15 protein-coding genes are annotated in these 17,774 nt (G+C 48.7%); 8 read left to right on the top strand and 7 right to left on the bottom strand.

Annotated features, from left to right (window positions below):
- Window positions 1-3: 3 nt before the first annotated feature.
- The 5 genes from Q3O60_RS14510 to ccoN all read right to left on the bottom strand — a co-directional run bounded on the left by Q3O60_RS14510 (window position 4) and on the right by ccoN (window position 3,769).
- Window positions 4-489, bottom strand: coding sequence for a FixH family protein (locus Q3O60_RS14510; RefSeq protein ID WP_305894664.1), 486 nt, complete (start codon window positions 487-489; stop codon window positions 4-6).
- Between the two features lie 72 nt (window positions 490-561).
- Complete coding sequence (gene ccoP / locus Q3O60_RS14515) at window positions 562-1,533, bottom strand: cytochrome-c oxidase, cbb3-type subunit III (protein ID WP_305894665.1); 972 nt, start codon at window positions 1,531-1,533, stop codon at window positions 562-564.
- Window positions 1,526-1,711: a cbb3-type cytochrome oxidase subunit 3 gene (locus tag Q3O60_RS14520; protein WP_305894666.1), complete on the bottom strand. Its 186-nt coding sequence runs from the start codon at window positions 1,709-1,711 to the stop codon at window positions 1,526-1,528. The genes ccoP and Q3O60_RS14520 overlap by 8 nt, the downstream gene beginning before the upstream one ends.
- A gap of 5 nt (window positions 1,712-1,716) precedes the next feature.
- Window positions 1,717-2,328 (bottom strand): cytochrome-c oxidase, cbb3-type subunit II, encoded by a 612-nt coding sequence (gene ccoO / locus Q3O60_RS14525; RefSeq protein ID WP_305894667.1) that lies wholly within the window; start codon window positions 2,326-2,328, stop codon window positions 1,717-1,719.
- 10 nt (window positions 2,329-2,338) lie between these two features.
- Complete coding sequence (ccoN, locus tag Q3O60_RS14530) at window positions 2,339-3,769, bottom strand: cytochrome-c oxidase, cbb3-type subunit I (RefSeq protein ID WP_305894668.1); 1,431 nt, start codon at window positions 3,767-3,769, stop codon at window positions 2,339-2,341.
- Window positions 3,770-4,076: 307 nt separating this feature from the next.
- Between ccoN and Q3O60_RS14535 the strand changes: the two genes are divergently transcribed.
- Complete coding sequence (locus tag Q3O60_RS14535; RefSeq protein WP_305894669.1) at window positions 4,077-4,472, top strand: hypothetical protein; 396 nt, start codon at window positions 4,077-4,079, stop codon at window positions 4,470-4,472.
- Window positions 4,473-4,493: 21 nt separating this feature from the next.
- On the opposite strand, the gene Q3O60_RS14540 is transcribed toward Q3O60_RS14535, so the two are convergent.
- Complete coding sequence (locus tag Q3O60_RS14540) at window positions 4,494-5,360, bottom strand: D-hexose-6-phosphate mutarotase (protein WP_305894670.1); 867 nt, start codon at window positions 5,358-5,360, stop codon at window positions 4,494-4,496.
- A gap of 23 nt (window positions 5,361-5,383) precedes the next feature.
- A complete protein-coding gene (gene gap / locus Q3O60_RS14545) occupies window positions 5,384-6,388 on the bottom strand; it encodes a type I glyceraldehyde-3-phosphate dehydrogenase (protein ID WP_305894671.1) in 1,005 nt (334 codons plus the stop codon).
- A 165-nt stretch (window positions 6,389-6,553) separates the two neighbouring features.
- Here gap and malQ point away from each other — a divergent pair, with 165 nt between their 5' ends.
- From malQ to Q3O60_RS14580, 7 genes are all read left to right on the top strand, one after another.
- Window positions 6,554-8,749, top strand: coding sequence for a 4-alpha-glucanotransferase (gene malQ / locus Q3O60_RS14550; protein ID WP_305894672.1), 2,196 nt, complete (start codon window positions 6,554-6,556; stop codon window positions 8,747-8,749).
- 51 nt (window positions 8,750-8,800) lie between these two features.
- Window positions 8,801-10,993 (top strand): 1,4-alpha-glucan branching protein GlgB, encoded by a 2,193-nt coding sequence (gene glgB / locus Q3O60_RS14555; RefSeq protein ID WP_305894673.1) that lies wholly within the window; start codon window positions 8,801-8,803, stop codon window positions 10,991-10,993.
- The gene (gene glgX / locus Q3O60_RS14560; protein ID WP_305894674.1) at window positions 10,993-13,092 is read left to right on the top strand and encodes a glycogen debranching protein GlgX; all 2,100 of its coding nucleotides are present in this window, start codon (window positions 10,993-10,995) and stop codon (window positions 13,090-13,092) included. The genes glgB and glgX overlap by 1 nt, the downstream gene beginning before the upstream one ends.
- Before the next feature lie 57 nt (window positions 13,093-13,149).
- The gene (gene gnd / locus Q3O60_RS14565; RefSeq protein ID WP_305894675.1) at window positions 13,150-14,679 is read left to right on the top strand and encodes an NADP-dependent phosphogluconate dehydrogenase; all 1,530 of its coding nucleotides are present in this window, start codon (window positions 13,150-13,152) and stop codon (window positions 14,677-14,679) included.
- The gene (gene purT, locus Q3O60_RS14570) at window positions 14,679-15,887 is read left to right on the top strand and encodes a formate-dependent phosphoribosylglycinamide formyltransferase (RefSeq protein WP_305894676.1); all 1,209 of its coding nucleotides are present in this window, start codon (window positions 14,679-14,681) and stop codon (window positions 15,885-15,887) included. The genes gnd and purT overlap by 1 nt, the downstream gene beginning before the upstream one ends.
- Window positions 15,888-16,183: 296 nt before the next feature.
- Window positions 16,184-16,621 carry a hypothetical protein gene (locus Q3O60_RS14575; RefSeq protein WP_305894677.1) on the top strand — a complete coding sequence of 146 codons (438 nt, stop codon included), beginning with the start codon at window positions 16,184-16,186 and terminating at the stop codon, window positions 16,619-16,621.
- Window positions 16,622-16,708: 87 nt separating this feature from the next.
- On the top strand, window positions 16,709-17,770 hold the full coding sequence (locus tag Q3O60_RS14580) for a hypothetical protein (RefSeq protein ID WP_305894678.1): 1,062 nt from the start codon (window positions 16,709-16,711) through the stop codon (window positions 17,768-17,770).
- The last annotated feature ends 4 nt before the right edge of the window (window positions 17,771-17,774 follow it).

A 17,774-nucleotide genomic window follows, 5' to 3' on the forward strand; every position in this document is an offset into this window, starting at 1 on the left:
GCTTTAGTACCCTAGCTTGATTTCCTGAACTTCAGGAAGTTGAATGTTCGCTCGCAAACGCCATTCTTCGCTATCATCGGAAACCACTAACCGAAAACGACCTGTCGGGGTATGAGGCAGGGTTGCGACATACAGCAACTCTCCGCTGCGATAGGCATTGACCTCAAAGTCATGAGCTCCAAGGGTTGGATGGTAAAAATCCAAATGAATGCTTTCTCCCAGCACGGCATTTTCCTCAAAGCGGACGACGGCACGATTACCGGCAATCAACACATGCGCATTAAGGTTGCGTAGGGCGGCTTCGCGGTACTTTTCCAGCCGGTTATTGATGGTACGTCCTTCTCGATAATAGTCATCGACCACCATTTCCGGTTGGTTTTGCATCATGATATAAAAAGCCCAACCACCCCGGGCAAAGGCTATCAGAGGGAGCAATATCAAGATCCAGGGCCATAACTGCTTGTACCAAGGTTGGGTATCTGTTTTCATGCAAGCTTACCTCATTAAAAATAAACCCCGAACCCGGGGTTTATTTTTTGCACTCAGCCCGTTGGCTGAGGACTACTTTTGCTCTGGGTTCGACAAACGGTACACATAGGCGGTAATGATGTGTATTTTATCTTCCCCCAAGGTCTGTTTAAAGGCTGGCATTTCGCCGTAGCGGCCTTTGACCAAAGTTTCTTCGATATCAGCGGCAGAGCCACCATACAACCAGATGTTATTGGTCAGGTTGGGCGCACCAAAGGGTAAGTTGTGAGCCAGGCTTCCTTTACCATCCGCACCATGGCAGGCGGCACACATGCCAAACTTTGCCTGGCCTGCATCGGCATCTCGCTGATTGACGGTACGGCCAGATAGGCTTAGTACGTAAGCGGTCATTTCACGGATCCCTTGCTCTCCCAAGGCATCTTTCCAGCCTGGCATGGCGGCTTTACGGCCATACAGCAGTGTTTCTTTAATTTTATCTGGCGTACCACCATACAACCAGTCATCGTTGGTCAGGTTCGGGAATCCGCGTTGACCGCGAGCATCCGAGCCATGGCATTGCGCACAGTTTTGTAAGAACAAACGTTGACCAATGCGGAGTGCATCCGGGTCGTAGGCTAAATCCAGCACATCGCGTTCGGCAAACTGGCGAAACACTGGTCCATACACTTCATCAGCACGGACAATCTCACGATCCAGTTGAACATTTAAGCCGGCTTCACGAGCAGCGATAACTGCTTGCTCCGATTCTGCCAAGGATAAAATGCCCTGATTGGAACTGGTCCAGTTTAAAAAGCCTTTGTAATTACCAAGTCCCGGGTAAGCAGCTAAATATAGCAATGACCAGACGATGGTGATGTAGAACATGTAGGTCCACCACTTTGGCAGTGGGTTATTCAGCTCTGAAATACCATCGTGCTCATGACCGGTAGTTTCATCTTCAGACACACCAACATAGTTTTTCAGGTTCCAGGTCAGCAAGACAAAGCAACCGACTAAAACCACCAGAGTAAAGATAATGATCCAAGCGCTCCAGAAGCTACTCATGATCGGACTCCTGTTTTTGTTTTTGTTCAGGTTTTGCCTCTGGCTCGTCATCGAACACCAGATTGGCTGCTTCGTCGAAATCTTTTTTCCGACCCTTGCCGTAGGCCCAAATAATCAGGCCGACAAAACCCACAAATAAAATAACGGTTAATATGCTATGAACAGTTGAAAATTCCATCGTCATCACTTTAAGGCTGTACCCAGCGACTGCAGGTATGCAATCAGGGCGTCCATTTCAGTTTTACCTTGAACGGCTTCAGCTGCACCGGCAATATCTTCATCGGTGTAGGGAACCCCAAGGTTGCGAAAGATCTCAAGCTTGCGGGCTGTGTACTTTCCATCCAACTTACGCTCAGCCAACCAGGGGTAGGCAGGCATATTGGATTGAGGTACCACCGAACGCGGATCCATCATATGGGCATAGTGCCAGTCATCGCTGTAGCGTCCGCCAACACGAGCCAAATCAGGTCCTGTCCGCTTAGAGCCCCACAAGTGCGGATGCTCCCAGACATGCTCACCAGCAACAGAGTAATGACCATAGCGCTCTACCTCTGAACGGAATGGGCGGATCATCTGACTGTGGCAGTTGTTACAGCCCTCACGAATATAGATATCGCGACCTTCCATTTGCAGCGCAGTATAAGGAGTCAAGCCATCGACTGGTGTAGTGGTTTCTTCCATATACATCAGCGGGGTAATTTGCACCATGGTGCCAAAGCTGATGGCGATAATGGTAAAGATCCCGAGCAAGCCAACACTTTTCTCTATTTTTTCATGATGATTTTTATTCGACATTGCTTGCTCCTTACGCTACAGCTTCAGCTAAAGGTTTTAGCGAGTGCTGTTCTGCCCGAAGTGTTTTGTAGACGTTGTACGCCATAATAAACATACCGACCAGTACAAAGACACCACCAATAAAACGCATCAGATAGAACGGCATGGAAGCCTCAACACTTTCGACAAAACTGTAAGTCAGGGTGCCGTCAGTGTTAACTGCACGCCACATCATGCCTTGCATAATGCCCGAAATCCACATGGCAACGATGTACAACACCACACCAATGGTGTGCAACCAGAAGTGGGTATTGATCAGCTTGGTGCTGTACATCCGGCCTTGATTAAACAGGGTAGGTACCAGATAGTACATGGCACCGATGGTGATCATTGCGACCCAACCCAGCGCACCTGAATGCACGTGACCGACCGTCCAATCCGTATAGTGTGATAAAGCGTTCACTGATTTAATGGCCATCATCGGACCTTCAAAGGTCGACATGCCGTAAAAGGACAGTGAAACAATTAAGAAGCGCAGAATAGGGTCTGTTTTTAGTTTATGCCAGGCACCAGATAACGTCATGATACCGTTGATCATGCCACCCCAGCTTGGAACAAACAAAATAACCGACATCACCATGCCAAGCGACTGAGTCCAATCTGGCAGGGCGGTGTAGTGCAAATGGTGCGGACCAGCCCAGATATACAGTGCGATTAAGGCCCAGAAATGCACAATGGATAAACGATACGAATAGACCGGGCGTCCGGCTTGCTTCGGTACAAAGTAATACATCATGCCTAAGAAACCAGCCGTAAGCAGGAAGCCAACCGCATTATGGCCATACCACCATTGGATCATCGCATCGACGGCACCGGCATAAATGGAATAGGATTTAACCAGGTTAAGCGGTATCACCATGTTATTGACTAAATGCAAAGCCGCAACAGTAATAATAAAGGCGCCGTAGAACCAGTTTGCCACATAGATATGGCTGGTGTTCCGTTTGACTAAAGTGCCAAAAAACACCACCGCAAAAGAGACCCACACCACAGTGATCAGAATATCAATCGGCCACTCTAGTTCAGCGTACTCTTTCGATTGCGTGATCCCCATTGGCAGCGTAATGGCAGCCAGCACAATGACGGTTTGCCAGCCCCAAAAGGTAAAAGATGCCAGCTTTTCTGCAAACAATCTGACCTGGCAGGTACGCTGCGCGACATAATAAGCGGTTGCCATCAACGCATTGGTGCCAAAAGCAAAAATAACTGCATTGGTATGAAGAGGACGAAGCCGGCTGTACGTCAGCCAGGGAGTGTCAAAGTTTAAGGCTGGCCAATACAATTGGGCTGCTATTAATACACCTATCCCCATACCCACAATACCCCAGATAATGGTGGCAAGGGTAAAGAGACGGACAACGCTATAGTTGTATTCAACTTCTAACGATTTAGTCTGGCTCATATCGAGTTCCACTGCAGTTTCGCTGATTTCACATATCCACTTCTGCTAGAAAGTGGCCCTTATTATCACTCATGGTAGCGACTATGTGACTAGCTGTACCTACCATGGGCTATTCTGGTTGCGGATGATACGGTTTTCACTTTGGAAAAGAAAGGTGAATCCGCCGCTTTTATGATATAGAACAAAGTCCTTGATTACTAAGTAATCAAGTGTAGGTTCTCTTTGCTACTTTTGCAGCAAAGCAGGTAAAATCATCTTTTTATTATTCACGTGACGATAACTCAATCATGTCAACAAGGTGGGAACTATGCAACGCTCTCTGCTTGTCATCATCTTGCTACTCATGCTGCAAGCCTGTCAGCCGCTCCAACAAAATTATGATTCTGAGCTTTTGCTCTATGGTACCACAACCGAACAGCTGACTATAAGCCCTGCTAATGTTCCCGTGGAGTCGTTATTACGACTTGATTTTCAGACAGTGGATACCGTTGTTGCCATCACTGGTGAAATTATTGGGGTGTCGATGTACATGGGGCGGATCCCGCTGCATTTCTCTGAACTGAATGCAACACATTGGCGAGCCGAACTACTATTGGGTGCTTGCAGCGATCCAGCGATGGAATGGCGTATCATTGTCACGGTTCAATATGCCAGCGGTAAAGAACAGTTGCTGAGCGAAACCTTTCGTTCCAGCTGGGGCTAGTGCTTACTTAGGGATAAAAAGTTAAAGACGGATCTGCTGCTTGAGCAAGAGCGGCATCGGTTGCCAGTGCAAACGGGCGGTCTCGAGGCAAATAAAATGCTGATAGCCGTCATCAGGCATGTCTGGCATGGCTTGGCTTTTCTGCTGCCACGGGTTCCAGAGTACGGCATGATCCTGACCAGCCTGGTTGAGCGTCAGCGAGTGCTTATCGCCGATAAGCTTCATTTCTGCAGCAGGCTGACGGTACACTCGATCAGTCTCGCTATCAATGTGTGCATGGTCATTGGCTTGTTGTGTTGGCTGGCCACTGACTTTATCCATATAAGACTGGCTTAAGCCTTGTATCTGTATTTGCTGAATCGTTTCTGAACCCACAGTACTCGCCATTAAAGGCGCAATAGCAAAGTAGCTATGCAATGCCGCTTGCTGAGCAATAGGGGCGTCGCAGCGTAGTTCAATCGTTAGCGTGTTGCTCAGTGTTAATTGCAGATAGAGTGTAACAGGGCTGGCAATATGCGGTAGCGTATCCAGAGTGACTTTTAAGGTGAGCTGCGTTGCAGACTCCAGTTCAGCTTTGTGATGCAGCTGCCACAAACGATTGCGCACCAAGCCATGACCGGGCTGAGTGGCGGCATCAGGCAAAATATTGGCATCTGCCGGTCCAAACCAAGGCCAGCAAATAGGAATACCACCTCGAATAGCCTGCTGTTGATGCCAGCTACTTAATGGCGAAAGCCAGAGCACTTCCTGCTCTGGCTTTGGTTGATACGACAAGACTTGTGCACCGTAGCTGCTGATCACCGCACAGGCATCGCCAAATCGGAGCTGCCAGCAGGGCAAGTCGCTCAGATGGGCAAAACCGGTTTGTTCGGTGATCATGCCAGTCATGTATGACCCGGTCACTGCTTCAGTTACTTCATCAATTGCATGGTGTTATCGAGCATGCGGTTGCTAAAGCCCCATTCATTGTCGTACCACGACATCACTTTGACCAAACGGCCATTGACCCGGGTCTCGCTGCTGTCAAAAATCGACGACATCGGGTTGTGGTTAAAATCAACCGAGACCAGTGGTAAATCATTTACCATCAAGACTTCATTCATCGGTGAGCTTGCCGCTGCTTTACGGATAATATCGTTGATTTCATCGACCGAGGTGTTGCGACCAGCGATAAAGGTTAAATCAACCAAAGACACATTCAGGGTAGGAACCCGAACCGCCAAACCATCAAACTTGCCCTGCAATTCAGGCACTACCAGACCTACTGCAGCAGCAGCACCGGTTTTGGTTGGAATCATCGACATAGCGGCAGCACGGGCACGACGGACATCAGTATGGTAGACATCGCTCAAGCGTTGATCATTGGTGTAGGCATGAATAGTGGTCATTAAACCAGATTCAATCCCGAGCGCATCATTCAGTGGCTTGGCGATAGGGGCCAGACAGTTGGTGGTGCAGGATGCATTGGAAATAATGGTCATATCCGGTGTGATGATGTCATGGTTAACACCGTACACCACGGTTGCATCCACATTCTTGGCCGGAGCCGAGATAATTACTTTTTTCGCACCCGCTTCAAGGTGAGCACCAGCTGTGGCTCTGTCATTAAATAAACCGGTACATTCCAGTACCACATCAACATTCAGCTCTTTCCAGGGCAGAGCTGCAGGGTTACGCTCGCTTAAGGTACGAATTTCATCCTGGTTGACAAAGATGCTCTGATCGCTGTGTTCAACTTGAGCCGGAAAAATGCCATGAGCTGTGTCATACTTCAGCAAGTGCGCATTAATGGCGGCATCGCCTAAGTCATTAATGGCAACAATTTTAATGTCGTACGACTTATTCGTTTCATAAAGAGCCCGTAAAATATTACGGCCGATGCGGCCAAAGCCGTTGATTGCAACACGAATGGTCATAAGCACCCCTTGATTAGTCTGATTTTGTAGTAAAATTACATTGTTTGGCGTTTTTTTCAAGTGAAAAATGCATTTGCATACGAATTCTTGTAATAAAATAACGCAAAATGCTAAAGTTCAGAGTAATCTAGTTTGATTATAGTATTCCAATAACGAAGGAACCTCATGGATAGCGCCTTATTGCAACAAGGGCTGGCAATGGCTGGCATCGAAAGCAACTACACCGATGCTTATGGTCAGCTGCGTGATGTAGACGAGCAAAACCTATTGGCTTTATTGGCGGCACAAGGTTTTGACACCGAGGATGAAGCCGCACTGGCTGACAGCATGGCCCTTCAGCAGCAAGCGATCTGGCAGCAAGTTATTTTGCCGGTTTCCGTGCAACGCGAAGACCAGCCATTGCATCTGGAGCTGAGAGTACCATTGCAACTGGCCAATGAAACTTTGCGGTTTAGTCTGACGATGGAAACAGGACAACAAAAGCGGTTCAGCCTTACCCCGGTGGATGGCGAGTTGCTGCAGGTGCATCAGGACGAGTTTGGCGAATACCACCTGTACCAGCATCAACTGCACCTTGAGCTACCCATAGGTTATCATCGTTTGCGTGTCACCGAACCGTCGGCAAAAAAAACCGAACAGTCGTTGATCATTACCCCGCATCATTGTTATCAACCGAGTGCTTTTCAGCAGCAAAAACAATGGGGCGTTTCGGTGCAGTTGTATGGTGTGCGCTCTGAGCGCAATTGGGGCATTGGTGATTTTACCGATTTGCAGCAGCTGGTTACTTTTTTGGCTGGGCAGGGTGCAGATTATGTGGGTTTAAACCCAATTCATGCGCTCTATCCGGCGATGCCAGAGCATGCCAGCCCTTATAGCCCGTCTTCACGACGTTGGTTAAATAGCCTCTATATTGATGTTTCGGCGTTACCAGGTTTTGCAGCGTGCAGTGCTTGTCAGCAGTTGGTAAACACCACTGAGTTTCAGCAACAGCTGCAGATGCAGCGCGATAAAGATTGGGTCGATTACAGTGGAGTGATGCAGCTTAAGTTGCCGGTCATGCGCACGCTGTATCAGTGGTTCATTGAGCAGGCTGATGCGAAAAGCCAGCAAGCCTTCTCGGACTTTAAACAATCCGGTGGCGACAGCCTGAAGCAATTGGCGCTCTACGATGCGTTGCATGCCTGGTTGTATGCGCAAGATAGTGCGCACTGGGGCTGGCCCAATTGGCCTGAAGCTTATCAACAGCCCGCATCGCCTGCGGTGAAAGCCTTTACCAAAAAGCATGCAGCTGATATCGATTTTTACTGCTATTTGCAATTTTGTGCCGATCAACAACTGGCGGCTGCTCAACAACAAGCAAAAGATGCAGGCATGCTGCTCGGTATTTATCGCGATTTAGCGGTAGGCGTCAGTGAAGCATCCACTGAAATCTGGGCCAATGACAGCCTGTATTGCCGAGAGGCCAGTGTTGGCGCTCCGCCGGATCCCTTAGGCCCGCAAGGCCAAAACTGGGGCTTACCGCCAATGTCACCGATGCAGCTTTTCCAACAAGGCTATCGTCCGATGATTGAACTGTTTCGCAGCAACATGCAGCATGCTGGCGCGTTACGGATCGATCATGTCATGGCCTTACTGCGTCTGTGGTGGGTGCCGAAAAGTGCAGCCGATGCCAGAGGTGGTGCCTATCAATATTATCCTATTATGGATCTGCTGGGCATTTTAGCGTTAGAGAGCCAGCGTCATGAAACGCTGGTGATTGGTGAAGATCTTGGCACCGTGCCGGATGGTATTCGCGACTTGTTGCATGAGTATGGTGTCTACTCCTATCGGGTGTTCTTTTTTGAACAAGCCGCCGACGGTGGTTTTATTTCACCAGCGCATTACCCGCAACAAGCGATGGCGACACTTTGCACGCATGACTTGCCTACCTTGATAGGTTTTTGGCATTGCGATGATTTAAAGCTGGGCCAGCAATTGGGCTTGTATCAAGATGAAGCGCAATTGCAGGGACTATTTGCCGAGCGCCATCGCAATAAGCAGCGGATCCTTGATTCTTTGCATGGTCATGGCATGCTACCAGATGATTATCCACGACAAGTGGAGCAGGTCGGCATGGAGCCGGTGTTGGCGAAGGCCTTGCAGTTGCATCTGGCGCGAGGTCAGAGCCAGCTGCTTTGTTTGCAATTGGAAGACTGGTTTGCCATGACGCAGCCGGTCAATGTGCCGGGTACCAGTGACGAATACCCGAACTGGCGTCGCAAGCTTAGCCATACTTTGGAGCAGCTCGCGCATTCGGACGATATGCAACAGCTGTTGCAGCAAATCACGCAAAGCCGCCGTGAGCAGCTGTATTCGCTGTGAGTCTTCGACCATTGAACCGTCACTTCACCCATTTAAAACAGGATAAAATGCATGACGTCTGTTGTTGATTTGCTTGAAACACGCTGTGCCGCACCTTTTGCTTTATTGGGCTGGCAGCCCAACATCCAGCAGGGCAAAGCCAAAGGGCTGGTGCTGCGCTGTTATCTGCCAGAAGCCAGTGCCGTTGAGGTGATGGATGCAAAAACCGGCAAATCCCTGGGGAGTTGTCAGGCGATTGAACAGCAGTTCGGTGTATATGAGCTGGTATTGCCTCGTAAGCGAGCTGCCACACCGTATTGGCTGCAAGTGACTCATGGCAAGCATCAGTATCGATTGGTGGATCCCTACCAGTTTCGTGACGAGGCCTTTTATGCCGTGCATTTTGTCCATAGCGAACCGCACAATCTGTATCGGCAACTTGGCGCCCAGCTTATTGATCTGTCGTTTGCAGGCAAGACCATAGCTGCCACCCGTTTTGCTGTGTATGCGCCGAATGCCAGCAGTGTCAGCCTGATAGGCGATATGAATGGCTGGGATGGCCGCTGTCACCCAATGCAACGCACCGATTGTGGCCATTGGGTGCTGGTGGTGCCGGAAATAGCTGCAGGAGTACGTTACAAGTACGAAATTAAAGATGCCAGCGGTCATACCTTACCGCACAAAGCCGATCCGCTGGGCTTTTTTGCCGATCAATACCCATCGCATGCCTCGCAGGTGTACGATCATCAGCATTATCAATGGCAGGATGAAGCCTGGCTCGAGCGTGATACCCAATCTCTGTACCAATCGGCCATGAGTATTTATGAAGTGCACTTAGGCTCCTGGCGTCGTAAAGCCGATAATAAGCCACTAAGCTATCTGGAATTGAAAGATCAACTGATCCCGTACGTGCTGGATATGGGCTACACCCATATTGAGTTGATGCCGGTGATGGAACACCCCTTTGATGGCTCCTGGGGCTACCAGCCGGTTGGTTTGTTTGCTCCGAGTTCACGCTTTGGACACCCGGATGAATTTAAAGCCTTTGTCGATGCTTGTCATCAGGCGGGCATTGGCGTCATCCTTGATTGGGTTCCGGCGCATTTTCCATCCGATGGCCATGGCTTAGCCCGGTTTGATGGCAGTGCTTTGTACGAATACGATGATCCACGCCGCGGCTGGCACCCGGATTGGAATTCATGCATCTATGATTTTGGCAAAGACACGGTTCGTCAATTTCTGGTTGCCAGCGCCATTTATTGGTTGGAACACTTCCACATCGATGGGCTGCGCGTCGATGCCGTCGCATCCATGCTGTACTGGGATTACTCCCGTAAAGCAGGCGAGTGGGTACCGAATGTTGATGGTGGCAATCACAACTACGAAGCCATCAGTTTATTGCAATGGCTAAATACCGAAGTGTACCGCTTGTATCCAAAGGCCATTACCATCGCGGAAGAGTCTACTTCCTTTGCTGGTGTATCGAAGCCGGTTGATATGGGCGGCCTTGGCTTTGGTTTTAAATGGAACATGGGTTGGATGAACGACAGCCTGCGTTACATCAGTAAAGATCCGGCCTATCGAAAATTTCATCACAATGATCTGACGTTTTCGATGGTGTATCACTACAACGAAAACTTTGTCTTGCCGTTGTCGCACGATGAAGTGGTGCATGGCAAGGGTAGCTTGCTGCACAAAATGCCCGGAGATGAGTGGCAACAAGCCGCTAATTTACGTGCTTACCTTGCCTATATGTTTGCCCATCCAGGTAAGAAGCTGAATTTTATGGGCATGGAATTCGCCCAAGCGCAGGAGTGGAGCCACGAGCGCAGTCTGGATTGGCACTTGCTCGATTTCGATAAACACCGTGGTGTGCAGCAATTATTCCGCGATTTAAACCTGAGTTACCGTCGCTGCGCGCCTCTGCACCAACTGGATTATCAGTCTGAGGGTTTTGCCTGGTTGGATCATGATGACGCCGAGCACTCGATGCTTAGTTTCTATCGACAAGATGCAGCAGGCCAGCGGATTTATGTGGTCAGTAACTTTACACCGGTACCGCGTAACCAATATCAGTTAGGCGTTGCCGAGGCAGGGGATTACGAAGTCATCGTCAATACCGACAGCGAGCATTACTGGGGCAGTAACTACGATATAGGCGCCTTATTCAGTAGTGAACCCAGCGCACATCAGCGGCAGGCCCATAGCATCCGCCTGAAAGTCCCGCCATTGGCCACCTTGTATATCCGCAAACGGAGCAGCTGATGAGCCTGCAAGTCCCCTTGCTAAAAACCAAAGTTGGTCAACCAAAACCATTGGGGCCAATTTGTATTGAGCACCACTTTATTGCCGGCGCTGATAGTGAGCAAACGAAAACCGGTATTGGTTGCTGGAACTTTGCAGTATACGCGCCAGAAGCCAAAGCGCTTACGCTATGTTTGTTTCAACCCGATACCGAAGAGCCAATAGCCGAACTGTCGTTTATTGGCCGCACGGCCGATATTTGGCATCTGGAAGTGTCTGGTATTGCTGATAATACCTTGTACGCGTTATCGGTCGATGGAGTCAATCAGCCACAGCAAGGCTTTTGTTTTGATGCCGAGCGCTTATTGATCGACCCTTATTGTCGTCAGCTCAATCGGCCACAAAATTATCAGCCGCGTTTGTATGAGAGTAAGAGTGCTTTGTTTATCAGCAAAGGCGTATTAAAGCACCATTCATTTGATTGGCAACAGATCGGCAAGCCAGAGATACCAGCTGAGCAAACCATCATTTATGAGGCGCATGTCAAAGGCATGACCATGCTGCACCCGGAGGTGCCTGAAGAGTTACGCGGAACCTATTTAGGGCTGTGTCACCCAGCTATTATTCAGCATTTACAACAGCTTGGCATTACCTCTATTCAATTGCTTCCGGTGGCCAGCTTTATGAGTGAACCCCGCCTGGAGTCGATGCAGCTGAGCAATTACTGGGGCTACAATCCGGTCAATTTCTTTGCGCCGGATGCACGTTATCAGCTCCATGATGCGGTGACTGAATTTAAAACCATGGTGCGTACCTTTCACCAGCATGGTATCGAAGTGATTTTGGATGTGGTGTTTAACCATACAGCTGAAGCGGGTGCCGATGGCCCCTTATTAAGTTTCCGTGGTCTGGCCAATCGTCAGTATTATCTGTTTCATAATCATGCCGACATCACCGATTTCCAAAACTACTGCAATTTTACCGGCTGTGGTAATACGCTGAATGTGGCGCATCCTTTGATGCAAAAAATGGTGATGGATGCATTGCGTTATTGGCTGACCGAAATGCAGGTCGATGGTTTCCGGTTTGATTTGGCGGTCACTTTGGGCCGGGAGCACAAACGCTTTAACCCTTATGCGGCATTTTTTCAGATCATTGCGCAGGATCCAGTCATCAGTCAGGCCAAGTTGATTGCAGAGCCCTGGGATGTTGGCCCCTTTGGTTATCATCTGGGGCAGTTTCCGGCCAATTGGGCTGAGTTAAACGATAAATGCCGCGATACTTTCCGGGCATTTTGGCGCGGCAATAAAGGCACTTTGGCCGAATTTACCACCCGTTTGCTTGGCTCACGCGATATTTTTCAGCAACACAGAATGCCCGCCAACTGTAGTGTCAACTATCTGTGCTATCACGATGGTTATACCTTGCACGATCTGGTCAGTTACGAGCAAAAGCACAACTGGCTTAATGGCGAACAGAACCAGGATGGCCATTCGCATAATTTAAGCTTGAATCATGGTGTTGAAGGGCCAAGCCGTGATCCGTTAATTATCAAACAGCGTTTTTTGCATAAGCGCAATTTAGTGGCAACGCTGTTATTCAGTCAGGGCATGATCCATTGGCTGGGTGGGGATGAATTAAGTCATACCCAACGTGGCAATAATAATGCTTACTGTCAGGACAATGCCGTCAGTTGGTTGCATTGGCAACTGGATAAAGACAGCAAAGATTTTTTACAGTTTGTGCAGCAAATGATGGAGCTACGCAAGCGCTTTCCTTGTTTGCAACAGTTATCGCTATTGGATGAGCAGTACCAACTGCATGGTGATAAACATCGGGTACAGTGGTATCTGGCTAGCGGTGATTTAAAACAAAGCCATGATTGGCATGATCCGGATCGGTCGTGCTGCATGTTCAGTATTACCAACACCAGCAGCAACAGCAGCTTGTTATTTGTGTTTAATGCCGCCGATCATGAGTTATCGCTGGAGTTGCCGGATGAACACTGGCAGTTATTGCTGGATACCCAGCTCGAACAGGGCAAGCTACAAGCGGATGGCCCGGTTTGTCAGCAATACCTGCAAGCGCCTTTTAGCATTTCATTGTGGCAAAATATGTAATTCAGTGGCGAAGTTGGTATACTTCGCGCCGATTTTCCAAGCTTAATAGGATCGTACATGTCAGAACCAACGCTGCGTTGTGATATCGGCTTTGTCGGGGCCGGTGTGATGGGGAAAAACCTCATTCTTAATCTGGCCGATAATGGTTATCGGGTAGCGGCTTTCGATTTAGATCATCAGAAGCTGGAAGCCATTTTGGCGCAAGATGCCGCCGAACGTGGGGATCAGCCAGCACGGGTAGTGGCCTGTACCTCCTATACCGAGTTGTTATCCAAACTCACCTCACCGCATTTAATTGTGTTGTCGGTGCCCGCCGGTAAGCCGGTCGATGATATTTGCCACAAACTGATTGATGCCGGCATTGAAGCCGATGACATCGTGGTAGATACCGGCAACAGCCTCTGGACAGATACCGTTGAGCGAGAGAAGTCGTACGAAGGTAAGTTCATCTTTTTCAGTACCGCCGTTTCGGGTGGCGAAGAAGGTGCCCGCTTTGGTCCGTCATTGATGCCAAGCGGCGACCCATATGCCTGGACGCGCATCAAGCCGGTCTGGCAAGCCATTTCTGCTAAAGTAGATCCTGCCAGCGGTAAACCGATAGAGCGCCGTATTCCCGGCCAACCGGTGACTGAAGGCGAGCCCTGCGCCACCTATATTGGCCCAACAGGTTCCGGTCATTACGTCAAAATGGTGCATAACGGCATTGAATACGCAGATATGCAGCTGATTTGTGAAGCCTATCAGGTGATGCGCGATCAACTGGATATGACGCCGCAGGATATCTCGGCGGTGTTTCGTGATTGGAATGATGGCGTGTTAAACAGCTATCTGATGGAAATCAGCGCCGAGGTTTTAGCCACAGCCGACTCCGATACTGGCTTGCCGTTGGTTGATGTGATTTTAGATAAAGCGGGACAAAAGGGCACAGGCCTCTGGACTGCCGTCAGTAGTTTGCAACTGGGTAGCCCTGCACCGAGCATCAGCGAGGCGGTTTATGCCCGCTCATTATCGGCGTTAAAATCGGAGCGGGTCAAAGCATCCAGTATCTTAGCTGGCCCCAGCCCGCAATTGCTGAGTGAAGCCGAAAAACAGACCACCATCAACGCCTTGCACGATGCATTGTACTGCGCCAAAGTGTGTGTGTACGGTCAGGGCTTTCACTTGATGAAAACAGCGGGTGCAGAACAGGGCTGGGATCTGAATTTTGCTGAAATCGCCAAAATCTGGCGAGCGGGCTGCATTATTCGAGCGGTGTTTTTGCAATCCATTACCGAAGCCTATCAGCGCAACGATGAGCTGGAAAACCTATTGCTGGATCCATTCTTCGCCAAGCAAATTTCCAGCTATCAGCAAAACTGGCGTCAAGCCGTAGCCAATGCCAGCATGGCAGGTATTCCGGTGCCAGCCATGAGTTCGGCGCTCAACTACTACGATGCCTATCGCACCGCTGTACTGCCGGCAAACCTATTGCAAGGGCAGCGTGATTTCTTTGGCGCTCACACCTTCGAGCGTACCGATCAGCCGAAAGGTCGCAGCTATCATGTGCTTTGGTCTACGGACGAGCGCAGTATGACGAGGGTGAAATAATGGCAACAGGCTCAACAGTAAAAGATATCGTTATCGGAACGCCAGGTTCTGCCAGTGCTACCAAAGTCGTGTTATTAGGCTGCGGTGAGCTTGGCAAAGAGCTGTGCATCGAATTAAAGCGCTATGGCTGTGAAGTCATCGCCGTCGATCGCTACCCAAATGCGCCCGCGATGCAGGTAGCCGATAAAGCGGTGGTCATTTCGATGCTGAATAATGCCGCTTTGCGTCAGTTGGTGATTAAAGAAAAACCTGATTTTATCGTGCCTGAATTAGAAGCCATCGCCACCACCGAGTTGTTGGAGTTGGAACAAGCCGGCTTTACCGTGGTGCCAAGCGCCCGGGCCGCCAACCTGACCATGAACCGTGAGGGTATTCGGCGCTTAGCTGCTGAAGAGTTGCAGTTACCGACATCGCCATTTCAGTTTGCACAAGATGAAGCCAGTTTTAAAGCCGCTGTTGCTGCTATTGGTTACCCTTGTGTGGTCAAGCCTATTATGTCGTCATCGGGCAAAGGCCAAAGTGTGTTGCGCAGCGATGCCGATTTAGCAACCGCCTGGCAGTACGCGCAAGAAGGGGGCCGCGCTGGTAAAGGCCGGGTCATTGTGGAAGGCTTTATCGACTTTGATTACGAAATTACCTTACTGACGGTGCAATCGGTTAGTGGTATTCAATACTGCAAGCCGATAGGCCATCGTCAGGAAGACGGCGATTACCGCGAAAGCTGGCAACCACAAGTCATGGCTCCTGCAGCTTTAGAGCTGGCACAGCGTTATGCTAAACAAGTGGTAGAGGCGTTGGGTGGCAATGGTATTTTCGGCGTCGAGCTGTTTATCAAAGGCGACAACGTCTGGTTTAGCGAAGTCTCACCACGGCCACACGATACCGGTTTAGTGACCTTGATATCGCAGCAATACAGCGAGTTCGCCTTGCACGCCCGTGCCATTCTGGGCTTGCCTATCCCGCAGATCCGCCAATACAGCCCGGCAGCATCAGCCGTGTTGTTGGTCGAAGGGCAGAGCGCCGATATCAGTTACCAAGGCCTGGCCCAAGCACTGGCAGAACCAGACACCGAAGTACGGTTGTTTGGCAAACCAGAAGTGCAGGGCAAACGCCGTATGGGCGTGGCACTAGCACTGGCAGACACGACCGAAGCCGCCGTGACAAAAGCGAAGGCAAGCGCCGCCTGCATAACGACCAAGCTCAGTTAAACCAGAGCCAACCCAATCAACGAAAACCGAACCATAGCGTTCGGTTTTTTTATGGCCATAACTACAGATGTATAAACAAACAGTGGCTAGTTAATTTATGGTTAACAAGTAAATCGCGAGGGTAAAACCCGCTTTCACCAATAAAAATTTGCCAGCTGGTTACAAAGTTGTTGATTCAAAGGAAGTAGTTAGCTAGATTGATTCCAACTAAAAAAGATAGAAGGGAAAATCCCGTGCGTGAAAGAAGGGATTTTCCAAACTATTAAGCTGTTATACGTTCCCAAGGATTGAGTTCATTGCATACTAAACAAGGCATTTTTTTATTAATAATTGTAGCAATAATTGCTATCGCTACTGCCAGTGCTCATTTGTCTTGTATTTACTTTGGGCCACAGTGCTATTCGGCGCAAATGGCACCCAGTGCTATTGTTGAGTCTGCAAAATCTGGAACCTTGCTAGCTCCGCTTGGGACAATTGCTGTATCTATTTTGTTTGTTACTCTAGCTGCCTATGCCTTATCTGCTGCGCGGTTAATTCGTCAACTACCGCTGCTTAATACTGGTATTTATCTTATCGCTGCGTTGTGCATTATTAGAGGCATATTGCCACTACAACTTTGGTTACGGCATCGGAGTATAGTTAACGAAATTGAACTTTATGTTGGTTTTATTTGGCTTGCAGTTGGTTTATTCTGTTTTTTTGGCTTTCGGGCTATGAACAAGCCAAGCGTATAACAAACCGCGTCATTCGGGGGCTACGGCCCCTGCGACGCTCACACGTTCGCGCGCATGCGCGGGGCGTTATGCCGTTCGGAGATATCCATGAATGATTCGATAAGATCAAAACTTCCATTTTTATTTCTTGTCTGTATTTCGATAGGGTGGGGTTTCTATTACCAATCTAACAGCAAGCTAAATGACTATGGCAGCGCGAACTTTGAATGGCTGTTTCTTTTGGATGCATTAATAGTACTACCGATAATCTGTTTCGTCTGTGCTAAAAATAAAAAAGAAGGCTTGTTAAAAGCTGTTGTTTTAGGCTGCTTAGCTGTTCTGATCGGTAGTTACATTATTCCTGAGCAAAGTAAATTAATCTGGCATTATCTTGAAAATGGTCGCTATTTTGCCTTGGCTGTTATTCTGTTGTTTGAACTTGTTGCAATTTTAACAGTGTATCTTGCGATTAAAGCAGCCATCGGTAAGAGTGAAGATCCCGATCTTTCGATAGAAAAGCCAATAAAAAAATACTTGGGTGAAAGTCCTGTTGCGTCTTTATTGACTTTTGAAACCAGGATGTGGACATTTGCTTTTTTTGCAAATCGCATCAAACCAAAACATTTCAGAGGTGAGCAACACTTTACCTATCATCAGAAAGATGGCGCAAAAAGTAGCTTGCTAGGTTTCATCTTCCTCATTGCATTTGAAATGCCAATTATGCATCTGGTGTTGCACTTTATCTGGTCACCTCTTGCTGCAAATGTTGTCACATTACTCACGATTTTTAGTTTGGTTTTTTTTATTGCAGAGTATCGGGCACTTTCGAGAAGGCCAATTTCTTTAGTTTGTAATAAGTTATTTATTCGTTATGGGCTTTATCATCCGCTGGTAATACCGTTAGAGAACATTGTTAAAATTGAAAGAAATAACGAGTTTGTTCCTCGCTCGAAATTTGTAAAGCGTTACAATTACTCAGGTAATCCAAATATCAGAATTGAACTTTCAGAGCCGTTGGGGTCGGTTAATTCAATTTTCATTGGTGTTGATAATGCCGAGTATTTCATCTCAGCGTTGTTAGATTCAGCATCACGGCATAACAATCAAATATTATCGCCAGTAAAAAGCGCTGGCTGCGACGTCAACCCGCTGCGCGGCCTTCCGCGCTAAATTT

Origin of the sequence: Alkalimonas collagenimarina, from assembly GCF_030717845.1 — a bacterium.
GTDB lineage: Bacteria > Pseudomonadota > Gammaproteobacteria > Enterobacterales > Alteromonadaceae > Alkalimonas > Alkalimonas collagenimarina.